At 72.9% G+C, this 22,251-nt stretch carries 20 protein-coding genes; 11 read left to right on the top strand and 9 right to left on the bottom strand.

The annotated features are described in order from the left end of the window. Nucleotides 1-174: 174 nt before the first annotated feature. Nucleotides 175-402, top strand: a complete 228-nt coding sequence (locus GA0070216_RS20020) for a winged helix-turn-helix domain-containing protein (RefSeq protein ID WP_091248163.1) — start codon at nt 175-177, stop codon at nt 400-402. Nucleotides 403-426: 24 nt separating this feature from the next. On the opposite strand, the gene GA0070216_RS20015 is transcribed toward GA0070216_RS20020, so the two are convergent. Beyond that, a complete protein-coding gene (locus tag GA0070216_RS20015) occupies nt 427-1,467 on the bottom strand; it encodes a S66 family peptidase (protein ID WP_091248160.1) in 1,041 nt (346 codons plus the stop codon). Between the two features lie 81 nt (nt 1,468-1,548). On the opposite strand from GA0070216_RS20015, the gene GA0070216_RS20010 reads away from it, so the two are divergent. Both GA0070216_RS20010 and ppc read left to right on the top strand, forming a co-directional pair. After that, the gene (locus tag GA0070216_RS20010; protein WP_091248155.1) at nt 1,549-2,583 is read left to right on the top strand and encodes a hypothetical protein; all 1,035 of its coding nucleotides are present in this window, start codon (nt 1,549-1,551) and stop codon (nt 2,581-2,583) included. 93 nt (nt 2,584-2,676) lie between these two features. After that, on the top strand, nt 2,677-5,463 hold the full coding sequence (gene ppc / locus GA0070216_RS20005) for a phosphoenolpyruvate carboxylase (protein WP_091248152.1): 2,787 nt from the start codon (nt 2,677-2,679) through the stop codon (nt 5,461-5,463). A 95-nt stretch (nt 5,464-5,558) separates the two neighbouring features. Here ppc and GA0070216_RS20000 read toward each other — a convergent pair whose 3' ends face one another. Then, nucleotides 5,559-6,359: a hypothetical protein gene (locus tag GA0070216_RS20000; protein ID WP_091248149.1), complete on the bottom strand. Its 801-nt coding sequence runs from the start codon at nt 6,357-6,359 to the stop codon at nt 5,559-5,561. A gap of 53 nt (nt 6,360-6,412) precedes the next feature. Here GA0070216_RS20000 and GA0070216_RS19995 point away from each other — a divergent pair, with 53 nt between their 5' ends. Continuing rightward, nucleotides 6,413-7,564, top strand: coding sequence for a DNA recombination protein RmuC (locus tag GA0070216_RS19995; protein WP_091248146.1), 1,152 nt, complete (start codon nt 6,413-6,415; stop codon nt 7,562-7,564). Between the two features lie 250 nt (nt 7,565-7,814). On the opposite strand, the gene GA0070216_RS19990 is transcribed toward GA0070216_RS19995, so the two are convergent. Then, nucleotides 7,815-8,285: a hypothetical protein gene (locus tag GA0070216_RS19990; RefSeq protein WP_091248143.1), complete on the bottom strand. Its 471-nt coding sequence runs from the start codon at nt 8,283-8,285 to the stop codon at nt 7,815-7,817. A gap of 113 nt (nt 8,286-8,398) precedes the next feature. Next, nucleotides 8,399-9,382, bottom strand: a complete 984-nt coding sequence (locus tag GA0070216_RS19985) for a 4-hydroxy-3-methylbut-2-enyl diphosphate reductase (RefSeq protein WP_091248586.1) — start codon at nt 9,380-9,382, stop codon at nt 8,399-8,401. A 133-nt stretch (nt 9,383-9,515) separates the two neighbouring features. Between GA0070216_RS19985 and xseA the strand changes: the two genes are divergently transcribed. Both xseA and GA0070216_RS19975 read left to right on the top strand, forming a co-directional pair. Further along, the gene (gene xseA, locus GA0070216_RS19980; protein WP_091248139.1) at nt 9,516-10,742 is read left to right on the top strand and encodes an exodeoxyribonuclease VII large subunit; all 1,227 of its coding nucleotides are present in this window, start codon (nt 9,516-9,518) and stop codon (nt 10,740-10,742) included. Next, the gene (locus tag GA0070216_RS19975) at nt 10,739-10,951 is read left to right on the top strand and encodes an exodeoxyribonuclease VII small subunit (RefSeq protein ID WP_091248136.1); all 213 of its coding nucleotides are present in this window, start codon (nt 10,739-10,741) and stop codon (nt 10,949-10,951) included. Before xseA ends, GA0070216_RS19975 begins: the two co-directional genes overlap by 4 nt. A gap of 95 nt (nt 10,952-11,046) precedes the next feature. On the opposite strand, the gene GA0070216_RS19970 is transcribed toward GA0070216_RS19975, so the two are convergent. Together GA0070216_RS19970 and GA0070216_RS19965 are read right to left on the bottom strand one after the other, a co-directional pair. After that, nucleotides 11,047-11,784 (bottom strand): alanyl-tRNA editing protein, encoded by a 738-nt coding sequence (locus GA0070216_RS19970; RefSeq protein WP_091248134.1) that lies wholly within the window; start codon nt 11,782-11,784, stop codon nt 11,047-11,049. A gap of 39 nt (nt 11,785-11,823) precedes the next feature. Then, nucleotides 11,824-13,242: an aminotransferase-like domain-containing protein gene (locus GA0070216_RS19965; protein ID WP_091248131.1), complete on the bottom strand. Its 1,419-nt coding sequence runs from the start codon at nt 13,240-13,242 to the stop codon at nt 11,824-11,826. Nucleotides 13,243-13,465: 223 nt separating this feature from the next. On the opposite strand from GA0070216_RS19965, the gene GA0070216_RS19960 reads away from it, so the two are divergent. From GA0070216_RS19960 to GA0070216_RS19950, 3 genes are read left to right on the top strand one after another with little or no spacing between them, the layout of a single operon-like run. Then, nucleotides 13,466-14,548: a serine O-acetyltransferase gene (locus GA0070216_RS19960; protein WP_141723143.1), complete on the top strand. Its 1,083-nt coding sequence runs from the start codon at nt 13,466-13,468 to the stop codon at nt 14,546-14,548. 14 nt (nt 14,549-14,562) lie between these two features. Beyond that, nucleotides 14,563-15,960: an EamA family transporter gene (locus tag GA0070216_RS19955; RefSeq protein WP_091248126.1), complete on the top strand. Its 1,398-nt coding sequence runs from the start codon at nt 14,563-14,565 to the stop codon at nt 15,958-15,960. A 1-nt stretch (nt 15,961) separates the two neighbouring features. After that, nucleotides 15,962-16,876, top strand: a complete 915-nt coding sequence (locus GA0070216_RS19950; RefSeq protein ID WP_218108247.1) for a PLP-dependent cysteine synthase family protein — start codon at nt 15,962-15,964, stop codon at nt 16,874-16,876. A 218-nt stretch (nt 16,877-17,094) separates the two neighbouring features. On the opposite strand, the gene GA0070216_RS19945 is transcribed toward GA0070216_RS19950, so the two are convergent. Together GA0070216_RS19945 and GA0070216_RS19940 are read right to left on the bottom strand one after the other, a co-directional pair. After that, nucleotides 17,095-17,940: a hypothetical protein gene (locus GA0070216_RS19945; protein ID WP_091248120.1), complete on the bottom strand. Its 846-nt coding sequence runs from the start codon at nt 17,938-17,940 to the stop codon at nt 17,095-17,097. Nucleotides 17,941-18,195: 255 nt separating this feature from the next. Then, a complete protein-coding gene (locus GA0070216_RS19940) occupies nt 18,196-18,975 on the bottom strand; it encodes a DUF4245 domain-containing protein (RefSeq protein WP_091248584.1) in 780 nt (259 codons plus the stop codon). Between the two features lie 157 nt (nt 18,976-19,132). On the opposite strand from GA0070216_RS19940, the gene glpX reads away from it, so the two are divergent. Both glpX and GA0070216_RS19930 read left to right on the top strand, forming a co-directional pair. Next, a complete protein-coding gene (glpX, locus tag GA0070216_RS19935) occupies nt 19,133-20,164 on the top strand; it encodes a class II fructose-bisphosphatase (protein ID WP_091248117.1) in 1,032 nt (343 codons plus the stop codon). Continuing rightward, nucleotides 20,161-21,132: a DMT family transporter gene (locus GA0070216_RS19930; protein WP_091248116.1), complete on the top strand. Its 972-nt coding sequence runs from the start codon at nt 20,161-20,163 to the stop codon at nt 21,130-21,132. Before glpX ends, GA0070216_RS19930 begins: the two co-directional genes overlap by 4 nt. A gap of 25 nt (nt 21,133-21,157) precedes the next feature. Here GA0070216_RS19930 and GA0070216_RS19925 read toward each other — a convergent pair whose 3' ends face one another. After that, a complete protein-coding gene (locus GA0070216_RS19925) occupies nt 21,158-22,114 on the bottom strand; it encodes an NAD-dependent epimerase/dehydratase family protein (protein ID WP_091248113.1) in 957 nt (318 codons plus the stop codon). Nucleotides 22,115-22,251: the final 137 nt, after the last annotated feature.

The following is a 22,251-nucleotide window of genomic DNA, read 5'->3' as shown; positions in this document are numbered from 1 at the left end:
TTTCGACGGGCGGTCCTGCCACGGCCACCCGGCACTGACGCGGCGGACCTGCCACGGTCGCCACCCCAACCTATGACTACCTGTCATGTCAGGTCAATACCTGTGAGCACTTCTGATTGACGCTCCGCCGGCCGCCGTGATCACATGGGCTTCACCTGCCACGGAAGTCTGCCCATGCCTGCCTACACGAAGAAACAGCAACTGATCGACACCCTCACCCACCGCATCGAGTCGGGTGAGTACCCGCCGGGCAGCAAGCTGCCCTCGGGCACCGAGCTGTGCGCGGAGTTCGAGGTGTCGCGCCAGGTGGTGCGCTCCGCCATCGACTGGCTCAAGGCACGCGGACTGGTGGAGGGCGCACCAGGTGCCGGTGTCTTCGTGCTGAAACGAGATGCCCGGTAACGCGGATCGCGTCGACCGGGGCCGTCAGTAGCGCACCATGATCCGGCGTTCGACCGCGTCGACCACGATCTCCCCGCCGTACGGGACGATCAGCTGCGGGTCGGTGTGGCCGAGATCGACGTCGAAGACCACCACCGGGTCCGGGTGGTAGGCGGCCAGCGCCCGGGTGATGGCGCCCCGTTGGGCGGCGGCCCAGGCGAGTCGTTCCGGCACCGGCAGCGGCCGTTCGAAGTCCCACGCCTTGGGCCGACCGACCACGATCGCCGGGAAGGCGGCGAGCAGCCCCCGCTCCCCCATGTTCCGCATGATCCGGAACACCTCCTGCGCGCCGGGCATCTCGTTGGAGGTCTCGACGACCAGCACCGAGCCGGCCAACTCCGCGGCCGACGGGACCCGGTCGGCCGCCATCAGCCAGTGCAGGATCTCCAGGCAACCGCCCCAGGTCCGGCCCTCGACGACCGTCGACGGCCCGCGCCAGCGCCAGCCCTCACCGGGCCGCATCGGTGGGGCGACCGCGAGCGTGGAGGGGTCCCGCCAGTCGCCCGGTTCGTCGCCCCACTCCGGCGCGGGGGTCAGCTCGTACCAGCCGGAGGTGAACAGGGCGGCGCGCAGCGAGTCGAAGGTCAGCGGGTGCGGCGCTCCGGGTCGGCCGAGGTGCACCAGCACCGAGCCGCCGTGGTAGGCCACCATCCCCAGCCGGTACAGGTGGTTGAGGACGTTGGTGTGGTCCGAGTAGCCGAAGTAGGGCTTCGGGTTGGCCCGCAGCACCGCGTCGTCCAGGTGCGGGGTGACGGTGATCAGGTCGTCCCCGCCGACGGTGGCGAGCACGGCGGTGATCGTCGGGTCGGCGAAGGCGGCGGTCAGGTCACGCGCCCGGTCGCGGGGGTCGGCCCGGGTCTGCCGGGTGGTCGGATACTCCACCGGCACCAGGCCGAACTCCTCGCGCAGCCGGCGCAGGCCCAGCTCGTGCACGTGCGGGAAGAGACCCGGCAGGCCGGCGGAGGGGGAGACCACCGCGACCCGGTCACCCGGCTTCGGCTTGGCGGGGTATGCGGGAAGGGCCACGATCGGAACCTACCGCCCACCACCAGCGGTTTTCGCCCGACAAAACCCCTAAGTCACGCATTACGGCCATAGGCTGAGGGCGTGGACGAGGAGCCGCGCACCCCGGACTGGCTGCCCCGCACGGCAGCCCTGCTGTTCGGCACGCTGGTGCTGGCCACCGCGTTCATCGCGGCCTACGTCGGCGCGCTGCACCAGCCGCACCCCCGGGACGTGCCGGTCGGGGTGGTGACCGGCGACCAACGCGCCGAGGCGCTGCTGACCGCCGTGCGGGCCCGCACCGACACCATCGAGCCCATCGGGTACGCCGACCCGGGCGCGGCCGACGACGCGCTCACCGCCCGTCGGGTGTACGCCGTGCTCACCTCCGCCCCCGATGGCACGCTCACCCTCGCCACCGCCAGCGCCTCCGCGCCGGCCGCCACCGAACTGGTCACCCAGGTCCTCACCCCGGCCGCCCGGCAGGCCCAACTGTCGCTCACCGTTCTCGACCAGGTGCCCGTCTCCCCCGACGACCCGCGCGGCCTGGTGCCGTTCTATCTGGCCGTCGGGCTGGTGCTCGGCGGCTACCTGGCCTCGACCGCGCTCGGTGTCTCGCTCGGCACCGCCCCGCGCGGCCTGCGCCGGGCCGGGCTGCGGATCGGCTCACTGGCCGTGCACGCGGTGCTGCTCGGGACCATCGGCGCGGTGCTGGTCGGCCCGGTGCTCGGCGTCTGGGACCACGACCTGGTCACCGTGGCGGCCGTCGGGGTGCTCACCGTCTTCACCGCCGCGATGGTGGCCGCCGCCGTGCAGGGCTGGCTGGGGCTGCTCGGCACCGGGCTGGTGATCCTGCTGCTGGTGGTGCTCGGCAACCCCGGCTCGGGCGGCATCTACGCCCCGGAGTTCCTCCCCGCCGCGCTGCGCGGCATGCACCGCTGGAACGTCCCCGGCCTCGCCACCGACCTACTCAAGTCGGCCGTCTACTTCGACCGGCGGTCCGCCCGCTGGCCGCTGGCGGGGCTGCTGATCTGGACCGCCCTGGGGCTGCTCGGCCTGCTCACCGCCGCCCTGTTCCGGGAGCGCCGGGCCGATCCGGCGCGGACGAGGGGTGGGACACGTCGATCGTGGGGAAGGTGACACACCGAACCCCTTCCTCCCGGACCGGGCCGCGCGGATACCATCCAGGGAGTCGGACAGCGCTGTCCTTCGTACTCACGTAAGGAGCGCACGGTGACCGACCAGCATGATCACGACGGGCCCGACGCGGCACTGCGGGCCGACATCCGTCGGCTCGGCACCCTGCTCGGTCAGACCCTGGCCCGGCAGGAGGGTCGGCCGCTGCTCGACCTGGTCGAGGAGATCCGCGCCCAGGTCCGCTCCGACCCGCCAGCCGCCGCGCAGCGCCTCGGCGGGCTGGACGTGACCACCGGCACCAAGCTGGCCCGCGCCTTCTCCACCTACTTCCACCTGGCCAACATCACCGAGCAGGTGCACCGGGCCCGGGACCTGCGCCGCCGCCGGGCGATCCAGGGTGGTTGGCTGGACCAGGCCGCCAAGATGATCGCCGAGCGCGGGGTGCCGGCCGAGGAGATCGCCGCCGCCGCCCGCCGCCTCGCGGTACGCCCCGTCTTCACCGCCCACCCCACCGAGGCGGCCCGCCGGTCGATCCTGTCCAAGCTGCGCGCCATCGCCGACGAGCTGGACACCGAGACCACCAACGCCATCCTCTACGGCGCCAGCGACGAGGGCCCGGCCAACCGCCGCCTCGCCGAACTGCTCGACCTGATGTGGCAGACCGACGAGCTGCGCCTCGACCGGCCCGACCCGACCGACGAGGCCCGCAACGCCATCTACTACCTGCGCGACCTCTACGCCGAGGCCGCCCCGCAGGTGCTCGACGACCTGGCCGACACGCTGCGCACCCTCGGCGTGGAGACGTCGCCGACGTCGCGCCCGCTGACCTTCGGCACCTGGATCGGCGGCGACCGCGACGGCAACCCGTTCGTCACCCCCGTCGTCACCCGGGAGGTGCTGCGCATCCAGCACGAACACGGCATCGCGGCCACCGAGGCGGCGATGGAGCACCTGGTCAACGAGGTCTCCGTCTCCCGCCGGCTGCGCGCCGTGTCGCTGGACCTGTCGGCCAGCCTCGCCGCCGACCTCGACGCGCTGCCCGACGTGGCCCCCCGGTTCCGCCGGGTCAACGCCGAGGAGCCCTACCGGCTCAAGGCCCGCTGCGTGAAGGCGAAACTGGCCAACACCCGGGAGCGGCTGCGCGCCGGCACCCCGCACGTGCCGGGCCGCGACTACCAGGGCTCCGGCGAGCTGGTCGCCGACCTGGAGCTGCTGCGCGCCTCGCTGGCCCGCAACTCCGGGCAGCTCACCGCCGTCGGCCGGTTGGCCTCGACCATCCGTACCGTCTCCGCGTTCGGGCTGCACCTGGCCACCATGGACGTCCGGGAGCACGCCGAGAAGCACCACGAGGTGCTCACCCAGCTCTACGCGGCGGTCGGCGAGGTGTCGGACTACCCGTCGCTGACCCGGCTGGCGCGCACCAAGCTGCTCGCCGACGAGCTGACCGGTCGCCGGCCGCTGTCCGCCCTGGACACCCCGTTGACCGAGGGGGCGCGCAAGACGTTCGACGTGTTCGGGACCATCCGCGAGGCGCAGGACCGGTTCGGTGGCGAGGTCATCGAGTCGTACATCATCTCGATGACCCTCGGGGTGGACGACGTCCTCGCGGCGGTGGTGCTGGCCCGGGAGGCCGGGCTGGTCGACGTGCACACCGGGCGGGCCCGGATCGGCTTCGTGCCGCTGCTGGAGACCCCGGCCGAGCTGAACGCCGGCGGCGAGATGCTCCACGAACTGCTCTCCCTGCCGGCCTACCGGGCGCTGGTGGCGGCCCGGGGCGACGTGCAGGAGGTGATGCTGGGCTACTCCGACTCCAACAAGGAGGCCGGCATCACCACCAGCCAGTGGTCCATCCACCGGGCCCAGCGGGCGCTGCGGGACGTGGCCGCCCAGCACGGCGTGCACCTGCGGTTGTTCCACGGTCGGGGCGGCACGGTCGGGCGCGGCGGCGGCCCCACCCACGAGGCCATCCTGGCCCAGCCCTACGGCACCCTGGACGGCGCGATCAAGGTGACCGAGCAGGGTGAGGTCATCTCCGACAAGTACACCCTGCCGGCGCTGGCCCGGGAGAACCTGGAGCTGACCGTGGCCGCGGTGCTCCAGGCCACGCTGCTGCACACCGCGCCCCGGCAGCCCGCCGAGCAGTTGGAACGCTGGGACGCGGCGATGGACGTGGTCTCCGAGTCGGCCTTCCGGTCCTACCGGGGCCTGGTCGAGGACCCGGACCTGCCGGCGTACTTCTGGGCGTCCACGCCGACCGAGCTGCTGGGCGCGCTCAACATCGGCTCCCGGCCGGCGAAGCGGCCCAACACCGGGGCCGGCCTGGGCGGGCTGCGGGCCATCCCGTGGGTGTTCGGCTGGACGCAGACCCGGCAGATCGTGCCCGGCTGGTTCGGGGTCGGCTCCGGCCTCGCCGCCGCCCGCGCGGCCGGCCTGGAGGACGTGCTGGCCGAGATGAACCGCAACTGGCACTTCTTCCGCACGTTCCTGTCCAACGTGGAGATGATGCTGACCAAGACCGACCTCAGCATCGCCCGCCGGTACGTGGAGACGCTGGTCCCGGAGCCGCTGCACCCGATCTTCGACAAGATCGCGCAGGAGTACGAGCTGACCAAGCAGGAGGTGCTGGCGGTCACCTCGTCGCCGGCCCTGCTGGAGAACTCGCCGGTGCTCCAGCGCACCCTCGCGGTGCGCGACACCTACCTGGAGCCGCTGCACCACCTCCAGGTGGCGTTGCTGCAGCAGTACCGCGACTCCGGCGCCGCCGGCCGGGCGGTGGCCACCGCGCCGGGCGGCCGACGCGCCCCCAGCGACGGTACGGCCCTGGAGCGTGCCCTGCTCACCACGGTCAACGGCATCGCCGCCGGGATGCGCAACACCGGCTGACAACGCGGGAAAGGGCCCCTTCCCGCCGCGTTCGCGGATGGGAGGGGCCCTTTTCCCGCGCCTGGCGCAGGGGCGTGCGGGAAGTGGGCGGGACTTCAGAAGTCGCCACCCCCGAAGTCGCCGCCGCCGAAGTCACCACCCCCGAAGTCACCACCGCCGAAGTCACCGGCGGTGCCGAAGTCGTTGTTGCCGACGTCACCCGCGGTGCCGAAGTCACCGCCGGCGAAGTCGCCACCGTCGCCACCGAAGTCACCGCCGGCGAAGTCACCGCCGGCGGCGGCGTAGCCGGGGTCGGCGAAGGCCGGCGAGAAGAGCGCATCGGCGATCAGCATGCCGCCGACCACGCCGACGCCGGCCCCCAGCGCGGTCTTCCACCAGGGCGTCGAATACCACCCGGACGGCACCGCCCGCCCCTGGTAGCGCCCGCCGGGGTAGTAGTACGGGGTGTCCCGGCCGGGCTGCGGGCCGGCCTTGAAGGTCTGCCCCTGCACGTCCACCTGGCGTTCCCGGGTGATCTCCCCGGCGCCCTGCGCGGCGGCCAGCGGGGGCAACTCCGGGCCGGGGTCCAGCCCGAGCGCCACCCGGGCGGCCCGCGCGTAGGCGAGTCCCTCCAGGGCGGTCTCCCGGGCCAGCCGGAACTGGTGGACGGTCCGCGCCTGCTCCAGCTGGCTGCCCGCCGCGTTGTACCGCTCACCGGCGTCGACCAGGGCCTGACGCACCGCCGGCTCGTCGCCGTGCAGGTTCATCACCTGACCGCCGAGGCGTTCGTACCACCGTTGGGCGTCGGCCCGGACGTCGGCGAGGCTGCGCGCCTCCCGGGCCGCCTTCTCCCGCCGCCACCAGACGAAACCACCGGCCAGCAGGGCGATCAGGATCGCCACGAGCAGAAATTCCATCCTACGAACGTACCCGGGGGCGTCGAGTCGTACCCGTTTGGCAAGCTCTGGTGATGGACTTCTCGACGCTGGCCGTGGTGGTCGTCTGCCTCGCCGCCGGCGGGGCGGTCGGCTGGTACGCCGCCCGCTCCCGGTCGGCCACCGAGATCGCCCGGCTGGAGGCCACCCTCGCCGCCACCCGGGAGGGCGAGGGCCGGCTGGAGCAGTCGATGCGCGCGCTGAGCTACGAGGCGACCGCCCAGTCCCAGGAGGCGGTGGCCCGCGCGGTCGCCCCGCTGCACGACACCCTGCGCCGCTACGAGGTGCGGGTCGGCGAGCTGGAACGCGACCGGGTCGACGCCTACGCCGAGCTGCGCGAACAGGTCCGCTCGATGGGTGCCGTCTCCAGTGAGCTGCGGACCGAGACCAAACAGCTGGTCGCCGCGCTGCGCGCCCCGCAGGTACGCGGGCGCTGGGGCGAGCACCAGCTCCGCCGGATCGTCGAGGCGGCCGGCATGCTGGAGCACTGCGACTTCAGCGAGCAGGTCACCGCCGCCACCGACCACCAGGGGGTCCGCCCCGACCTGGTGGTCCGGCTGCACGGCGGGCGGACCGTGGTGGTGGACGCCAAGGCCCCCTTCGACGCCTACCTGACGGCGATGGAGGCGCGCGACGAACGCGGCCGGGACGCCCACCTCGACCGGCACGCCAAGCACCTGCGCGGGCACGTCGACGCGCTGGCCGCGAAGACCTACTGGGCGGCGTTCGACAGCAGCCCGGAGTTCGTGGTGCTGTTCGTGCCGGCCGACCCGTTCCTGGACGTGGCGTTGCAACGCGACCCGACGCTGCTGGAGCACGCGTTCGCCCGCGACGTGGTGCTGGCCACCCCGGCCACCCTGGTCGCGCTGCTGCGGACGGTGGCGTACTCGTGGCGGCAGGAGGCGCTGGCCCGCAACGCGGTGGCGGTGCACTCGCTGGCCCGTGAGCTGTACGGCCGACTGTCCACCCTGGGCGATCACGTGGGCAAGCTCGGCACCTCGCTCGGCGGCGCGGTGACGGCGTACAACCGGGCGGTCGGTTCGCTGGAGGCGCGGGTGCTGGTCAGCGCACGCAAGCTGGCCGAGCTGGGCGTCTCCGACCAGGAGCTGGCCGTCCCCGCCCAGGTCGAGCTGGCCCCCCGCCAACCCCAGGCCCCCGAGTTGCTCCCCACCGACGAGCGCTCCTAGCCCACCCCCACGCGCTCCACCTGCTCACCCGGCCCACCTGCTCACCCGGCCCGCCCGGTCCGCCCGGCCCGCCGGCCCCGATCGGGACCGCCGGCTCCGCGTTCGTCGACCCCGGGCCCGCTCGCCATATCGTCCCAACAGCGGTTTCGGAGCAGCCGGACACCGCCATATCGGCGACATTGCGTCGATCTCACGGGGCCGAGCACGGGCACGGGGTCGGGGTTGGGCGTCGGCGTGGGGTCCGGGCGGATCAGGAGCGGCGGGCGGACTCCACCACGAACGGGACGCCCTGTTGGCAGGTGCTCATCAGGTCGGGCTGGGCCCGGCCGGTGACGCTGACCCGGGCCCCCACGACGAGCACGTCCCTGGGGCCACCGACCAGTTGGTGACCGCCGAGCAGCAGGCACCCCGGCTCGATCCCCGACTCGACCGTGCCGGTCAACTCGGTCGCGCCCGCACCGGGCGGCACCTTCGGCCCGCCGGACGGCAGCTTGGGCCCGCCGGGCGGCACCGAAGCACCGGGCGGCACCGAAGCACCCATGGATGGCGCCGACGGGGCCACCGTGGCCGGCGGCACGGACGGCGGCACGGTGGCCGATGGGGTGGTCGTCGGGGAGCTGGTCGGCGTGGCCGGCGGGCCGGTGGTGTCGTCCCCGCTGCCACAGCCGGCGAGCGCCAGACCGGCGGCCAGCACGACGAACGCCATCCGAGGAGTTCTCATACCCATTGGGACGCACCCCGTCCGTGTTCCGTTCCGGGCGACCGGCATCGATCCGCGAGAGCGCGCCCCGATGCGCCGACCGGGGTGGCGGGTCAGCCGCGGGCGGCGGCGGGTCAGCCGCGGGCGGCGGCCTTCATGTCACGCTTGAGTTCCTGGGGCAGCGAGAAGGTCAGCCGCTCGTTGGCGGTCACCACCTCGTCGACGTCGGTGAAACCCCGCTCGGCCAGGTACGCCAGCACGTCCTGGACCAGCTCGTCCGGCACGCTCGCGCCGGAGGTCAGGCCGACGGTGGCGGCACCGGTCAGCCAGGCGTCGTCGATCTCGTGGGCGAAGTCGACCAGGTGCCCGGCGCGGGCCCCGGCGTCCAGGGCCACCTCCACCAGGCGTACCGAGTTGGACGAGTTGCGCGAGCCGACCACGATCACCACGTCACAGTCGGCGGCGATCTCCTTGACCACGTGCTGCCGGTTGGAGGTGGCGTAGCAGATGTCGTCGCTGGGCGGCGACTGGAGCAGCGGCAGCCGGGTCTTGAGCCGGGCCACCGTCTCCAGCGTCTCGTCCACCGACAGGGTGGTCTGGGAGAGCCAGACGACCTTGCTCGGGTCCCGCACGGTGATCTTGTCGGCGTCGTCCGGGCCGTCGACCAGCTGGATGTGGGCGGGGGCCTCGCCGGCGGTGCCGATGACCTCTTCGTGCCCCTCGTGGCCGATCAGCAGGATGTCGTAGTCCTCGGCGGCGAACCGCTTGGCCTCCTGGTGCACCTTGGTCACCAGCGGGCAGGTCGCGTCGATCGCCTTGAGCGACCGGGCCTTCGCCTGCTCGTAGACCTCGGGGGCGACGCCGTGCGCGGAGAAGATGACGGTGGCGCCCTCCGGCACCTCCTCGTTCTCCTCCACGAAGATCGCACCCTGGGCCTCCAGGGTCTGCACCACGTGCCTGTTGTGCACGATCTGCTTGCGGACGTAGATCGGGGCACCGTAGAGCTTCAGCGCCTCCTCGACGGTCTGCACCGCCCGGTCCACCCCCGCGCAGTAGCCGCGGGGCTTGGCCAGGAGGACACGCTTGCCGGTCTTGGGGGTCGCCTCAGCCTCGGTCACCCACCCATCGTACGTGCCGACATCCGCACCGGCAGTGGCTGCGACCCGTACCACAGCGGGGGCACGACGGCCCGGTCGGGCGGTGCCGTCGGGGCTGCCCGGGTTCGTCGGAGGTGGACCGTAGGGTGGGCGGGTGACCGACGCCCCGCGCAGCACCCCCGAGGAGCCCTGGCCGGTCCGGGTGGTCAGCCAGAAGGTCGGTGCCTGGATCGCCAAGCTCGGCTGGGTCTGGGTGGACGGGCAGGTGGCACAGATCAGCCGCCGGCCGGGGGCGGGCACCGTCTTCCTCACCCTGCGCGACCCGTCGGCCGATCTCAGCCTCACCGTCACCACCAACCGGGACGTCCTCGACTCCGGGGCTCCGGAGCTGCGCGAGGGTGCCCGGGTGGTGCTGCACGCCAAGCCGGAGTTCTATGCGGCCCGGGGCACGCTGAGCCTGCGCGCCGACGAGATCCGCCAGGTCGGGCTGGGTGAGCTGCTGGCCCGGTTGGAGAAGCTCAAGAAGCTGCTCGCCGCCGAGGGGCTGTTCGACCGGGCCCGCAAGCGCCGACCGCCGTTCCTGCCGCAGCGGATCGGCCTGATCACCGGTCGGGCGTCGGCGGCCGAGCGGGACGTGTTGACCAACACCCGGCGGCGCTGGCCGGCAGTGGAGTTCCGCACCGTCAACGTGGCGGTGCAGGGGCCGGGTGCGGTGTCGCAGATCGTCGACGCGCTGCGGGTCCTCGACGCCGACGAGACCATCGACGTGATCATCCTGGCCCGGGGTGGTGGCGGCATCGAGGATCTGCTGCCCTTTTCCGACGAGGCGCTGTGCCGGGCGGTCTTCGCCTGCCGTACCCCGGTGGTCAGCGCGATCGGCCACGAGACGGACGCCCCGCTGGTCGACTACGTCGCCGACGTCCGCGCCTCCACCCCGACGGACGCCGCCAAGCGGGTCGTCCCCGACCTGGCCGACGAGGTACGCCTGATCGGCCAGGCCCGGTCCCGGCTGGAACGGGCGGTCCGCAACCTGGTCGACCGGGAGTCGCACCGGCTGACCCTGCTGCGGTCCCGGCCGGTGCTGGCCCGCCCGCAGGTGATGGTCGAGCAGCGGGCAGCCGAGGTGACCGCGTTGCGCGACCGGGCGGGGCGCAGCCTGACCCACCGGCTCGACGCGGCCACCGCCGACCTGCGGCACACCCTGGCCCGGCTGCGGGCGCTCTCCCCCGCCGCCACCCTGGACCGGGGTTACGCCATCGTGCAGCGGGTCGACGGGCACGTGGTCCGGGCGGCCGGCGAGGTGGCCCAGGGCGATCCGCTGCGGGTACGCCTCGCCGAGGGCGAGCTGACCGCGACCGTCGAGGAGATGAGGACGAGATGAGCGACCGGAAGCCCGACGAGCAGCTCAGCTATGAGCAGGCCCGCGCCGAGCTGGCCCAGGTGGTGGAGCGGCTGGAGGCCGGCGGCACGTCGTTGGAGGAGTCGCTGGCGCTGTGGGAACGGGGCGAGCAGCTCGCCGCCGCCTGTCAACGCTCCCTCGACGGCGCGCGGGCCCGAATCGACGCCGCCCGGCAGACCGCCGAAGCCTGACCCGCCCTGCGCGCTCGGCCCGGCCGACCCGCAACGGCGGGTCGGTCCGGAGCGGCGGGTCGGTCCGGAGCGGCGGGTCGGTCCGGAGCGGCGGGTCAGCCGACGAGGCGGATGCGGACCCGACGGTTCTGCTTGCCCTTGCTCTCCACCTTGACGACCTGGAGCCGCCCGACCTGCCCGATGGACGCGACGTGGGTGCCGCCGTCGGCCTGCACGTCGAGGCCCTCGATGTCGACGATCCGGACCTCCTGCTCGTCCGGGGGGATGAGGTTGGTCTGGGTACGCACGATGTCGGGGATGGCCAGCGCCTCGTCGCGCGGCAGCACCCGTACGGAGACCCGTCGGTCGGTGGCCAACTCCTTGTTGACCGCCTCCTCCAGCAGCCCCTTGAAGCCTTCGGGGGGCTGCGGCAGGTTGAAGTCCATCCGGGCCTCGCCCGGCTCCATGTTGCCGCCGGTCACCAACGCACCGAAGTCGCGGAACACCACCCCGCAGAGCACGTGCAGCCCGGAGTGGGTGCGCATCAGCGTGAACCGGCGTTCGTCCTCGATCGCGCCCTGGATCTCGGCACCGACCGGCGGCACCGGGTCACCCTCGGCGGGGATCAGGTAGAGGTCGTCGCCCTTGTGGGTGCCGACGATCCGGGTCTGCACCCCCTGCCACAGCAGGACGCCGTGGTCCGGTGGCTGACCGCCGCCGCCGGGATAGAAGGCGGACCGGTCCAGCACGATGCCACGCTCGGGGTCGACGTGCACCACCCGGCAGGTCCACTCGCGCAGGGACGGGTCGGCGAGGTCGAGACGCTGGGTGCGTCCGTGGTGGGAGATGCCCATGGAGGCGCAGCGTACTACCTATCGTCGCGGACCGTGAGCCTAGCCACACCCGGCCTCGACCCAGTAGCCGGCCAGCCGCTTGACCACCTCGACCAGCTCACCCTCGTCGAGGGTGAAGGGGAGGCGGACATGGTCCAGGTAGGAGCGGGCCCCCACGGCGAAGTGCGCACCGAGCATCAACTGCATGCCGTGCCGCTGGGCGACGTGGTTGAGCTGTTGCAGGGGGCGGGGGGTCGCGCACCAGACGCTGAGCCCGCCGTGCGGTGACTCGTGCCGCCACTGCGGCAGGTGCTCGGCGAGCGCGGCGAGCAGGGTGTCGCGGCGGCGGAGCAGTTCCCGTTGCCGTTCGAGGCGGATCTGCGGCAGGTCGTCGAGGAGTTCGACGGCGAGCAGTTGGGTGGGCAGCGGGCAGCCCAGGTCGTACATCGCCCGCAGGTGCACGATCCGTTGCAGCTCCCGGCGGGGCCCGACCAGCCAGCCGATCCGCAGGCCCGGCCAGCAGACCTTGCTGAGGCTGCCCACCGTGTATATCTGCGCGCCGGGGGCGTACGCGGCGATCGGGGGCGGCGGTAGCGGACCGTCGATCCGGGTGTCGGCGAGGGTGAGGTCCTCCACCAGCGGGACCCCGTACCGGCGGGCGATGGCGGCGACCGCCGCGCGGCGGTGCTCGGTCATCGTCCACCCGGTCGGGTTGTGGTAGGTCGGAATGAGGTAGATGAACGAGGGTTCGTACCGTCGGACGGCCGCCTCGACCGCCTGCGGGTCGGCGCCCTCCCGCTCGATCGGCACGACGACCAGTCGCAGTCCGGCGGTACGCAGGGACGCCAGCACGGTCGGGCAGGTCAACTCCTCCACCAGCACGGTGTCGCCCCGGCGGGTCAACGCGCCGGCCAGCAGGGACAGCGCCTGGGTGGCGCCGTTGGTCACGATCACCTCCTCGGCGGCGGTGACCCGGCCGTCGGTGGTCAGCTTGCCGGCGATCCGGTCCCGCAGCGCGGGGTAGCCGGCCGGTTCGTACACCCGGCCGGGCAGCGCCGCGGCGGCCAGGGCGGGCAGCCGGGACATCGCCGTCATCAGCCACGGGCCGGGCGGTGGCGACGGGACCGTCAGGTCGACCGCCCGGACCCGGTCGCGGACCACGTCGGCGATGAAGCCGCTCGCCGCGGCGCCGTAGTCGGCAGGCGGCGCGACGGCGGGTTGGGCGTGCGCGACCCGGGTGCCGCTGCCCTGGAGGCTGACCAGCCAGCCCTCGTCCTTCAACAGGCTGTACGCCTGGGCGATGGTCGTCCGGCTGACGGCCAACTCCACGGCGAGCCGGCGTTCCGGGGGCAGCTCACTGCCCGGGGGCAGCGAACCGAGCCGGATCAGCAGCCGCAGCTGCTCGGCCAGCCCCCGGTAGAGCCGGGTCTGGTCCTGCTTCCACGCACCGAGCTGAGCGGCCAACTCTTCCGCGTTCATGCTCTCCCCCCAATGGACTGAGGATTGGCTATTTCCCTCAGCCACTGACTTGAGCAATATTCCATCGTCACGTTAGCGGGGGGCTGTGACTACCATCTGGCATCGCCTCGGCGGCCAGTGCCAGCTTCCCGATCGTGGCGCCGCAGCGAGTGTCACCTCACTCGAGCCGCCAAAGGAGACGGTTCCAAGCAGAACGGGGAGCAGGAGCCGCATGGAGTCGTCGTTGCACGAAACCGCGGGCTCGAACGGCACGGGGCAGCGCGTACCCGCCCCCCGCGCCGGCTCCACACCGAACCCTCCGCCGGGCGACAAGCCGTCGTCGCCGACCCCCGACGCATCCCCCCGTGAGGCCGACGGGGCCCCCGAGTCGACCGACGCCCTGGGGCCGCTGCTGCGTCAGGAGGTCCTGCGGATCACCGAGGCCGAGGCGTCCTCGGCGGTCACCCAGGTGCTGCTGGCACCGCAGCGACTGCGCACCATCTGCGCCCACGCCATGGAGGACCTGCTCGCGCTGGCCCGCCGGGACCCGGCCGCCGGCGGTTCGTGGCGGTACGTCTGGGACAGCTACATCGCCTACCGGGCGACCCTCGCCTACCGGGTGGCGCACGCCATCCACCGGGCCGAGGACACCCCGCTGGGCCACGACGTCCGGCTCGCCGTGGCCCGCCGGGTCTCCGAGGTCGCCAAGGTCCGCACCGGCGTGGAGATCCACCCCTGCGCCACGATCGGGAGACGGCTGATCATCGACCACGGGCTCGGCACCGTGATCGGCGAGACCACGGTGATCGGCGACGACGCGTACATCCTCCAGGGCGTCGTGCTCGGCGCCCGGGGCATCGCCGACAACCCCAGCGGCCGGCGGCACCCCCGGCTCGGCGACCGGGTCGAGGTCGGGGCGTTCGCCCGCATCCTCGGCGCGGTGACGGTCGGGGACGACGTGCTGATCGGGCCCGGGATCATCGTCACCACCGACGTGCCGAGCCACCGCCGGGTGCGGCTGCTCAACCAGTACCAGGGCACCTCCGGCGAGTGCAACGTCCGGGTCTTCGGCGTCGTCCCGGTCTGCGAGGGCGTGGTCGAGGTGCACGGCACCGGCCTGGCCGCGATCGAGGTCGACCTGGTGACCAGCACCGGCCAGCACCGCCCGGTGGTGGTCCTCGAACGAGACGACCGGCGGGTCCGGTGCGCGGTGAACCGCCCCGGCACCGACGAGCGGCTCCGGATCATCGACACCTGCGGGAACGAGACGGTCCTCTACAACCTCCAGCAACTGTGGCGGGCGCTCGACGAGTTCGGCTTCGCGTGACCAGGAGACATGACATGACGAACGACACCGGCCGGCGCGTCGGCCCGTGGCAGCTCGGGCTGCTCTACCTGCTCGTGTGCCTGATCTGGGGAACCACCTGGTACGGCATGAAGATGAGCGTGGAGACCCTGCCCCCGATCACCGCCGCCGGGTTGCGCTTCCTGGTGGCCTTCCCGTTCCTGCTGGCCGTCTGTCTCGCCGCACCGGGGGTGTCGTTGCTGCCGCCGCCGGGGCGACGCTGGGTGGTGCCGTTCATCGCGGTGGTCTACATCGCCGTCCCGTACGCCCTGATCAACTACGGCGAGCAGCACATCAGCTCCGGCCTGGCCGCGTTGATCTTCTCGTCGGTCGTGGTCTTCCTGTTGCTCTTCTCGGTGCTGATCTCGCGGATCTCGGTGAGCTGGATGCAGTGGGCCGGCGTGGTGATCGGCCTCGGCTGTCTGGTCGGCATCGTCCAACTGACCGCCGGGATCAGCGCCCGGGGCATCCTCGCGCCGGCCGCCGTGCTGCTCGCCGCGGTGATGCACGCCCTGACCTACGCGGTGATGGCGCGCTACGGCGGCACCGTGCACGTGCTCACCCAGGAGACCCTGCCGATCGGGCTCGGCGCGCTGGGCCTGGTCATCCTCGGTGTGACGGTCGAGCGACCCGATCTCGGCGCGATCTCCGGCCGGTCCCTCACCGGCGTGCTCTATCTCGGGCTGGTCGGCTCGGTGATCGGCTTCGCCGCCTACTTCTACCTGCTCCAGCACGTCGACGCGGTGCTGGTGTCGTACGTCTTCGTGCTCTTCCCGGTGGTGGCCCTGTTCGGGTCGGCGGTGCTGGAGAATTCGGCGCTGCCGGCCCTGGCGGTGGTCCTGGCCGTGGTCATGCTCGCCGCGTTCGGTCTGACCAAGAAGGCGAGCGGCGGCAGATCGGCACCGGCACCGGCGGTCCCGGATGCCGGCTCCCCACTCGACGGGGCGACCCTCGACGCGATCTACGAGCACGCGCGGATCGCCTACCCCGGGGAGGCGTGCGGGTTCGTGCACGCCAGCGGGCGGGTGCACGAGGCCCGCAACATGGCCGACGAGATGCACCGGCAGGACCCGGTCCGGTTCCCGCGCGACGCCGCCACCGGCTACGTGCTGCCCCCGGCCGACCTGATCTATCTGGAGGACCACCTCGACGGGGACGATCCGGTGGTGGTGCTCTACCACTCGCATCCCAACGGTCGGGCCTACTTCAGTGACGAGGACCGGCGCAACGCGCTGATCGACGGGGTACCGCTCTATCCGACGCTGGAGCAGTTGGTGGTCGGCATCGACGACACCGGCGTCCGGGAGGCGCGGTTGTTCCGCTGCGTCGATGGCGAGTACACCGAGCTGCGGTTCCTGCCCGGTCCGGACCGGCGCGCGGCGGAGGTGGGTTGAGGTGGGCATCCGTGACTCGATTCTGGACACCGTCGGCGGCACCCCGCTGGTGCGGCTCAGCCGGCTCACCGCCGACCTGCCCGGGGAGATCCTGCTCAAGCTGGAGCTGAACAACCCGGGCGGCAGCCACAAGATGCGCATCGCGTTGCACATGATCCGGGCGGCGGAGCAGGAGGGCCTGCTCAAGCCGGGCTCCGGGCAGACCATCCTGGAGCCGACCGGGGGCAACACCGGGATGGGGATCGCGATCGCCGCCGCAGTGCTCGGCTACCGGGTGGTGCTGGTCATTCCGGACAACTACAGCGAGTCGAAGCGTCGCCTGCTGGCGAGTTTCGGGGTGGATGTCCGGCTCTCCGACAGCACCCGGGGCAACAACTCGCACGGTGAGCTGGCCACCGAGATCCAGTTCGAACACCCCGAGTACGTCATGCTCAACCAGGCCGCCAACCCGGCCAACCCGGAGATCCACCGGCTGACCACCGTCCGCGAGATCATCGCCGATCTGGACGGCACCCGGGTGGACTGCTATGTCGCCGGCATCGGCACCGGCGGGCACCTCACCGGCATCGGTGAGGTGCTCCGGCAGCACCAGGGCGGGCTGCGCATCCTCGGCGTGCAGCCAGAGGGTTGCGACATGTTCGCCGACGTCTTCGTCCCGCACCGGATCCAGGGGCTGTCCATCGGCATGATCCCGCCGGTACTCAACACCGAGATCATCGACGAGATGGTCGCGGTGAGCGAGGCGGACGCGATCGATGGGATGCGCCGGCTGATGCAGTCGGAGGGCATCGGCGCGGGGCCGTCCACCGGCGCGAACATCGCCGCGTGCCGCCGGCTGCTGGCCGCCTCGGACGAGCCGCTGACCCTGCTGACGGTGGCCTACGACCGGGTCAACGACTACCTGGAACTGCTCTGACCCCGGGCTGATCCCACCACGCCGCCGGACATTTCCCGACCGGGTACCGTGCGGCCGGCGACGACGGGCTGCCCCGGTCGATGCCGTGCTGTCGACTGCCACCCGACGGATGCCGGGCCGCCGGTGACTCCGGGGCCGGCCGCCGCAGCCCGTGGCCGGGTGGAGACGAGGATGGCGGAGGGCCCACCCGGGCCACCCCGCCATCGGTCTCCGTGGCTTCAGTTGAACAGGTTGTACAGCTCCTGCGGGGCCTCGACCACCTGGTCGGCGGAGGGCTTCTGGGCGGCGGCGGCGTTCCCGTAGTCGGAGTAGGTGATCTTGATGTCCTGCGCGGCGCTCTGGCCGGCGGCCGGGATCTGGACCACCAGCTCGCTGAGCCGGCCCTGCGGGTCCAGCTTCGCGGTGAACGGCACCGACTGCGCCTGGGCACCCAGCGCGGTGATCACCGTCGGGTCGACGGAACCGGCCTCGGCGGCCTTCGACACGTCCAGGGTGCCGGCGTAGCTGCCCTCACCGGTCTGCCGGACCTCGGTGATGCCCTGGGTCAGCACGGCGCTGCCGGCCGGGTCGACCTTCTCGAAGTCGAAGCCGAGCGACTTGTTGCCCTTGATCCGGGTCTGGTCGAGGTGCTGGTACTTGCCCAGGCTGAGCTTCTGCGCACCGGGGATGCTGCTGGCGGACTTGCCGCCCAGGTCCAGCTTGACCCAGCTGTCCGGCTTGGCGTGGATCAGGTCCAGGTTCATCATCAGATCCGAGGACGCGTCACCGATGCTCACCTTCATCTGGGCGCTCTGGCTGGGCTGGTGCACCTGCCCCTCGGCGGTGGAGCCCACCCCGGTCATGGTGAACCGGAAGTTGCCGTTGCGGATCTCGTTGGTGGAGTTCAGCAGGGCCTGCTTGGCCTCGGAGGTGCCGGGCGAGGCGCTGCCCGGGGCGGCGCTGCCGGAGACCGTCGGGGATGCGGAGGCCCCCGCCTCGCCGCTCCCGGAGTTGTTGCAGGCAGCCAGGCCGGGGGTGAGCAGCGCTGCGGCGAAGACCGCCGTGCTGAAACGTCGAATGGTCACGTCAGGCTCTCCAGTCGGGTCGTCCGACCCCCGGCGGGTGCCGGAGGCGTGGCGTCGCGGGCGTGACGCTTCCCGCGTGGCGCGCGATCCCCACCCGGTCGCGCCGGACCCGGGGTCGCGTCCCTTCTGTTCCCGCGCGTCGCCTTCCGCAATCCACTCCGCTGCATACCGCCGCACACTTCCTGGCCGGCGGCGCACCGCACGCCGTGACCGACGCGCCACCGGGCGCGCTCGACGCAGGCACGCCGGCCCTGGTCAGCGCAGTGCGCCGGCCAGTTCGCGCAGCTCGTTGTCCCGGGCGTCGCCGACCACGATCACCGTACGGTTCGGTGTGAGCAACACCAGGGCCTGCTCGTTGCCCCGCCCGGTGTACCGCTGCCAGTTCGCCCCGCCCAGGTCGGCCGGTCCCTGCGGCTGCCCCTCGGCGGTCAACTCGGCGGGCAGCAGCCGCTCCGGCGGCACGTTGCTCTGCACCAGTTGGGCGCCCCGCCCTTCCGGAGTGAGATAGCCCACCCGCAGGTTCGCCCCGTCGTCCACGGTACGGAAGCTGGCGCTGACCGTACGCCAGCCGGAGCCGAGCCCGGTCGGCTCGGCGACCGGGAAGACGTTCGCGGCGCGGGCCTGCTCGTAGGCGGGGGCGGCGTCGACGGTGGTCGGCTGCTCGCCACCGAGGAAGCCCCGGTAGAAGGCGAGCAGCAGGGCGATCGGCACCAGCAGCACCAGCAGCGACAACGCCATGTCCTTCGGCGAACGCTCGGAGCGGGACTTCTCCGCCCGGCCGGCACGCACCACCGCCGCCCGCTCGCCGGCCGGCTCGTCCGCCGCCCGCTCGTCCGCCGCCGCCGCCGCGACCAACGCCGGCTCGGGATCGCCGTCGGTCACCGGGGCGGTCCCGCCGGCAGGCGCGGACGCGGCTGCCGGCCCCTCGGCGGGTGCGACGCCGGCGACCGGCTCGGCGGTCGGGGGCAGCGGCGGCCGGCCGTCCGGCGGGGTCGGATCGGCGGGTACGCGGTCGGCAGGCTGTGCGGGCTCCACCGGCCCATTCTGGCAGCCGCCCGGAGGGGCGATCCCGCCCACCATCGCCCCGCCCCGCCGCCGGACCTGGCATCGTGTGAGGATCAGCGACAAAACTGGCAGTGGCGAGCGCAGCCCCTGCCGGTCCACCCCGCACCGTCGCGAGGAGGAAGCCGCCATGACGAACACCAGGACGCGGGTCCCGCAGGATCTCGACCGCAACCTCGCTCTCGACCTGGTCCGGGTCACCGAGGCCGCGGCGATGGCCGCCGGCCGGTGGGTCGGCCGGGGCGACAAGGAGGGTGGCGACGGGGCAGCCGTCGACGCCATGCGCAAGCTGATCAACTCGATCCAGATGCGCGGCATCGTGGTGATCGGCGAGGGCGAGAAGGACAACGCGCCGATGCTGTTCAACGGTGAGGAGGTCGGCGACGGCAGCGGACCCGAGGTGGACGTGGCGGTGGACCCGGTCGACGGCACCACGCTGATGAGCAAGGGCATGCCCAACGCGCTCGCGGTGCTGGCCGTCTCCGAGCGCGGGGCGATGTTCGACCCGAGCGCCGTCTTCTACATGGAGAAGCTGGCCGTCGGCCCGGCGTACGCCGACGTGGTGGACATCGAGGCCGGGCCGACGGAGAACATCCGGCGGATCGCCAAGGTCAAGGGCACCGACGTCGCCGAGGTCACCGTCTGCGTGCTGGACCGGTCCCGGCACGAGGACCTGGTCGACGAGATCCGGCGGACCGGGGCGGGCATCCGGTTCATCTCCGACGGGGACATCGCCGGGTCGATCGCCGCCGCCCGGGGCGAGTCGGGCGTCGACGTGCTGATGGGCATCGGCGGCACCCCGGAGGGGATCATCTCCGCGTGCGCGCTCAAGTGCATGGGCGGGGCGATGCAGGCCAAGCTCTGGCCGCGCGACCCGCAGGAGCGGGAGAAGGCGCTCGCCGCCGGGCACGACCTGGACCGGGTGCTCGGCACCGACGACCTGGTCACCGGGGACAACTGCTTCTTCGTGGCGACCGGGGTCACCTCCGGCGACCTGCTGCGCGGGGTGCGTTACCAGGCCGGCGGGGCGTACACCCAGTCGATCGTGATGCGGTCCAAGAGCGGCACGATCCGGGTGATCGACTCGTACCACCGGTTGGAGAAGCTGGCCCTCTATTCGGCGGTGGACTTCGACGGCAGGCCCCTGGCAGAGCAGGAATGACCGCGACCGACACCGCGGTTCCCCCCGTCCTGCCCACCTCCCGCCGGATCGCCGGGATCGGGTTGGCGACCGTCGCCGGCGTCGGGGTGGCCGTCCAGTCCCGGATCAACGGCGAGCTGGGCGTACGCCTGGCCGACGGGATCGCGGCGGCGGTGGTCTCGTTCGGTCTCGGGCTGCTGGTGTTGTTGGTGCTGGTCCCCGCACTGCCCGGTGGGCGGCGCGGGCTGGCCGAGCTGCGCGGGTCGCTGCGCTCCGGCGCGCTGCGCCCCTGGCAGTTGTTAGGCGGGGTGTGCGGGGCGTTCCTGGTCGCCACCCAGGGGCTCACCATCGGCGTGCTCGGCGTGGCGGTCTTCACGGTGGCGGTGGTCGCCGGGCAGTCGGCCAGCAGCCTGGCCGTGGACCGGGCGGGGATCGGGCCGGGCGGGCGGCAGCCGGTGACCGTCGCCCGGCTGGCCGGCGCGGTGCTGACCGTGCTGGCCGTGTTGTTGGCCGTCGGTGACCGGCTGGGCAACCCGGGTGCCCTGGTGCTGGCCCTGCTGCCGCTGCTGGCCGGGCTGGGCCTGGCCTGGCAGCAGGCGGTCAACGGTCTGGTCCGGGCGGCCTCGGGCAGCGCGCTCACCGCCACCCTGGTCAACTTCGCGGTCGGTACGGCGGCCCTGCTTGTCGCCTTCGGCGTGGAGGTGGCGGTCCGGGGTGGCCCCGGTGGCGCGCTGCCGACCGAGCCGTGGCTCTATCTGGGTGGCCCGATCGGCATCGTCTTCATCACTGTCGCGGCGGCGCTCGTGCGGTTCACCGGGGTGCTGCTGCTGGGGCTCGCCACCATCGCCGGTCAGGTCGTCGGGGCCGTCGTGCTGGACGTGGTGCTGCCGACGGCGGCGTCGCACCCGGGCCCGGCCACCCTGGCGGGCGCGGCGCTCACCCTGATCGCGGTGCTGGTCGCGGCGCTCGGGCCGGCACCCCGCCGCTGACCCGCCCCGCGGCCGGTGCGGGCCGTCAGCGGCCCGCGCCCGTCGCCGCCGGAGTGCGGCGCGACACGGCAAGGGTGCGGACGGTCGTGGCCAGCGCCTCGTCCAGCGGGGTCGGGGTGACGCCCAGGGTCTCGGTGGCCCGGGTCGAGTCCATCACGAAGGGCCGGGCGAACTGGTGCGCGGTCTCCCGCAGCTCGCGGGCGAACGGGTCGGTCACGCCACCGAGCCAGAGCAGCGGGTAGGGCATCCGGATCAGCCTCGGCGTGGGGGCGTCGGCCAGGGCCGCCGCCCGGCCCGCCAGCTCGCGGGTGCTGACGGCCGGGTTGCTGGGCACGTGCCAGGCCCGCCCCCAGGCCCGCTCGTCGGTGGCGGCGGCGACCAGGGTGCGCACCACGTCCCCGATGTACGTCCAGGTGTGCGGAGCGTCCCAGTTCACCGGCAGGAGGACCCGTTGCCCGGCGAGCACCTTCGGCAGCATCAGCATCGGCAGGGAGGTGCCGTCGGCACCGAGGTAGTCGGAGCCGCGTACCTCGGTGATCCGGGCCCGGCCGGCGCGGTGGGCGGCGAGCGCGTCGGTCCACATCCGGTTGCGGACCCGCCCCTTGGTGCCGGTGGCGGCGAGCGGGGTGTCCTCGGTCATCGGCGCGTCGACGGGGCCGTACCCGTAGAGGCAGCCGACGGTGGCGAGCACCGCGCCGGTGCGCCCGGCGGTGGTGAGCAACGCGGCGGCCAGTGGTGGCCAGTCGGTGGCCCACCGGTGGTAGGCGGGGTTGGCGCAGTTGTAGAGGGCCACCGCGCCCTTGGTGAGGGCGGTCAGCCGGTCGGCGTCGGCGGCGGCGTCGGCGGCGACCCGCTCGATCGCCGGGTCGACGGGGCCGCTGCCCCGCCGGGTGACGAGCCGGACCTGTTCGCCCTGCTCGGCGAGGTGGCGGGCGGTGGCGGTGCCGACCGGACCGGCACCGACGATCACGTGTAGCGACATGGGAACACCCTTCAGAGCGAGAGACTAAATAGAGAGCACTGCTCTCGTTGAGCTGCCTCCAGCATGACCGACGACCGACCAGCCGTCAAGAGCAGTGCTCTCTCTTTTGATTGCCGCTCTGATCCGTGGCACAGTGG

The sequence above is a fragment of the Micromonospora matsumotoense genome, assembly GCF_900091525.1.
Lineage (GTDB): Bacteria > Actinomycetota > Actinomycetes > Mycobacteriales > Micromonosporaceae > Micromonospora > Micromonospora matsumotoensis.
Note: the sequence above shows the minus strand (reverse complement) of the source record. Positions and strands in the feature narration are given on the sequence as shown.

What these genes read in the sequence shown, in the direction of transcription:
- GA0070216_RS20020 (WP_091248163.1), top strand. Translation starts at nt 175, where the DNA reads ATGCCTGCCTACACGAAGAAACAGCAACTGATCGACACCCTCACCCAC.
- GA0070216_RS20000 (WP_091248149.1), bottom strand. Translation starts at nt 6,359, where the DNA reads ATGGAATTTCTGCTCGTGGCGATCCTGATCGCCCTGCTGGCCGGTGGT.
- GA0070216_RS19995 (WP_091248146.1), top strand. Translation starts at nt 6,413, where the DNA reads ATGGACTTCTCGACGCTGGCCGTGGTGGTCGTCTGCCTCGCCGCCGGC.
- GA0070216_RS19990 (WP_091248143.1), bottom strand. Translation starts at nt 8,285, where the DNA reads ATGAGAACTCCTCGGATGGCGTTCGTCGTGCTGGCCGCCGGTCTGGCG.
- GA0070216_RS19975 (WP_091248136.1), top strand. Translation starts at nt 10,739, where the DNA reads ATGAGCGACCGGAAGCCCGACGAGCAGCTCAGCTATGAGCAGGCCCGC.
- GA0070216_RS19970 (WP_091248134.1), bottom strand. Translation starts at nt 11,784, where the DNA reads ATGGGCATCTCCCACCACGGACGCACCCAGCGTCTCGACCTCGCCGAC.
- GA0070216_RS19965 (WP_091248131.1), bottom strand. Translation starts at nt 13,242, where the DNA reads ATGAACGCGGAAGAGTTGGCCGCTCAGCTCGGTGCGTGGAAGCAGGAC.
- GA0070216_RS19955 (WP_091248126.1), top strand. Translation starts at nt 14,563, where the DNA reads ATGACGAACGACACCGGCCGGCGCGTCGGCCCGTGGCAGCTCGGGCTG.
- glpX (WP_091248117.1), top strand. Translation starts at nt 19,133, where the DNA reads ATGACGAACACCAGGACGCGGGTCCCGCAGGATCTCGACCGCAACCTC.
- GA0070216_RS19930 (WP_091248116.1), top strand. Translation starts at nt 20,161, where the DNA reads ATGACCGCGACCGACACCGCGGTTCCCCCCGTCCTGCCCACCTCCCGC.
- GA0070216_RS19925 (WP_091248113.1), bottom strand. Translation starts at nt 22,114, where the DNA reads ATGTCGCTACACGTGATCGTCGGTGCCGGTCCGGTCGGCACCGCCACC.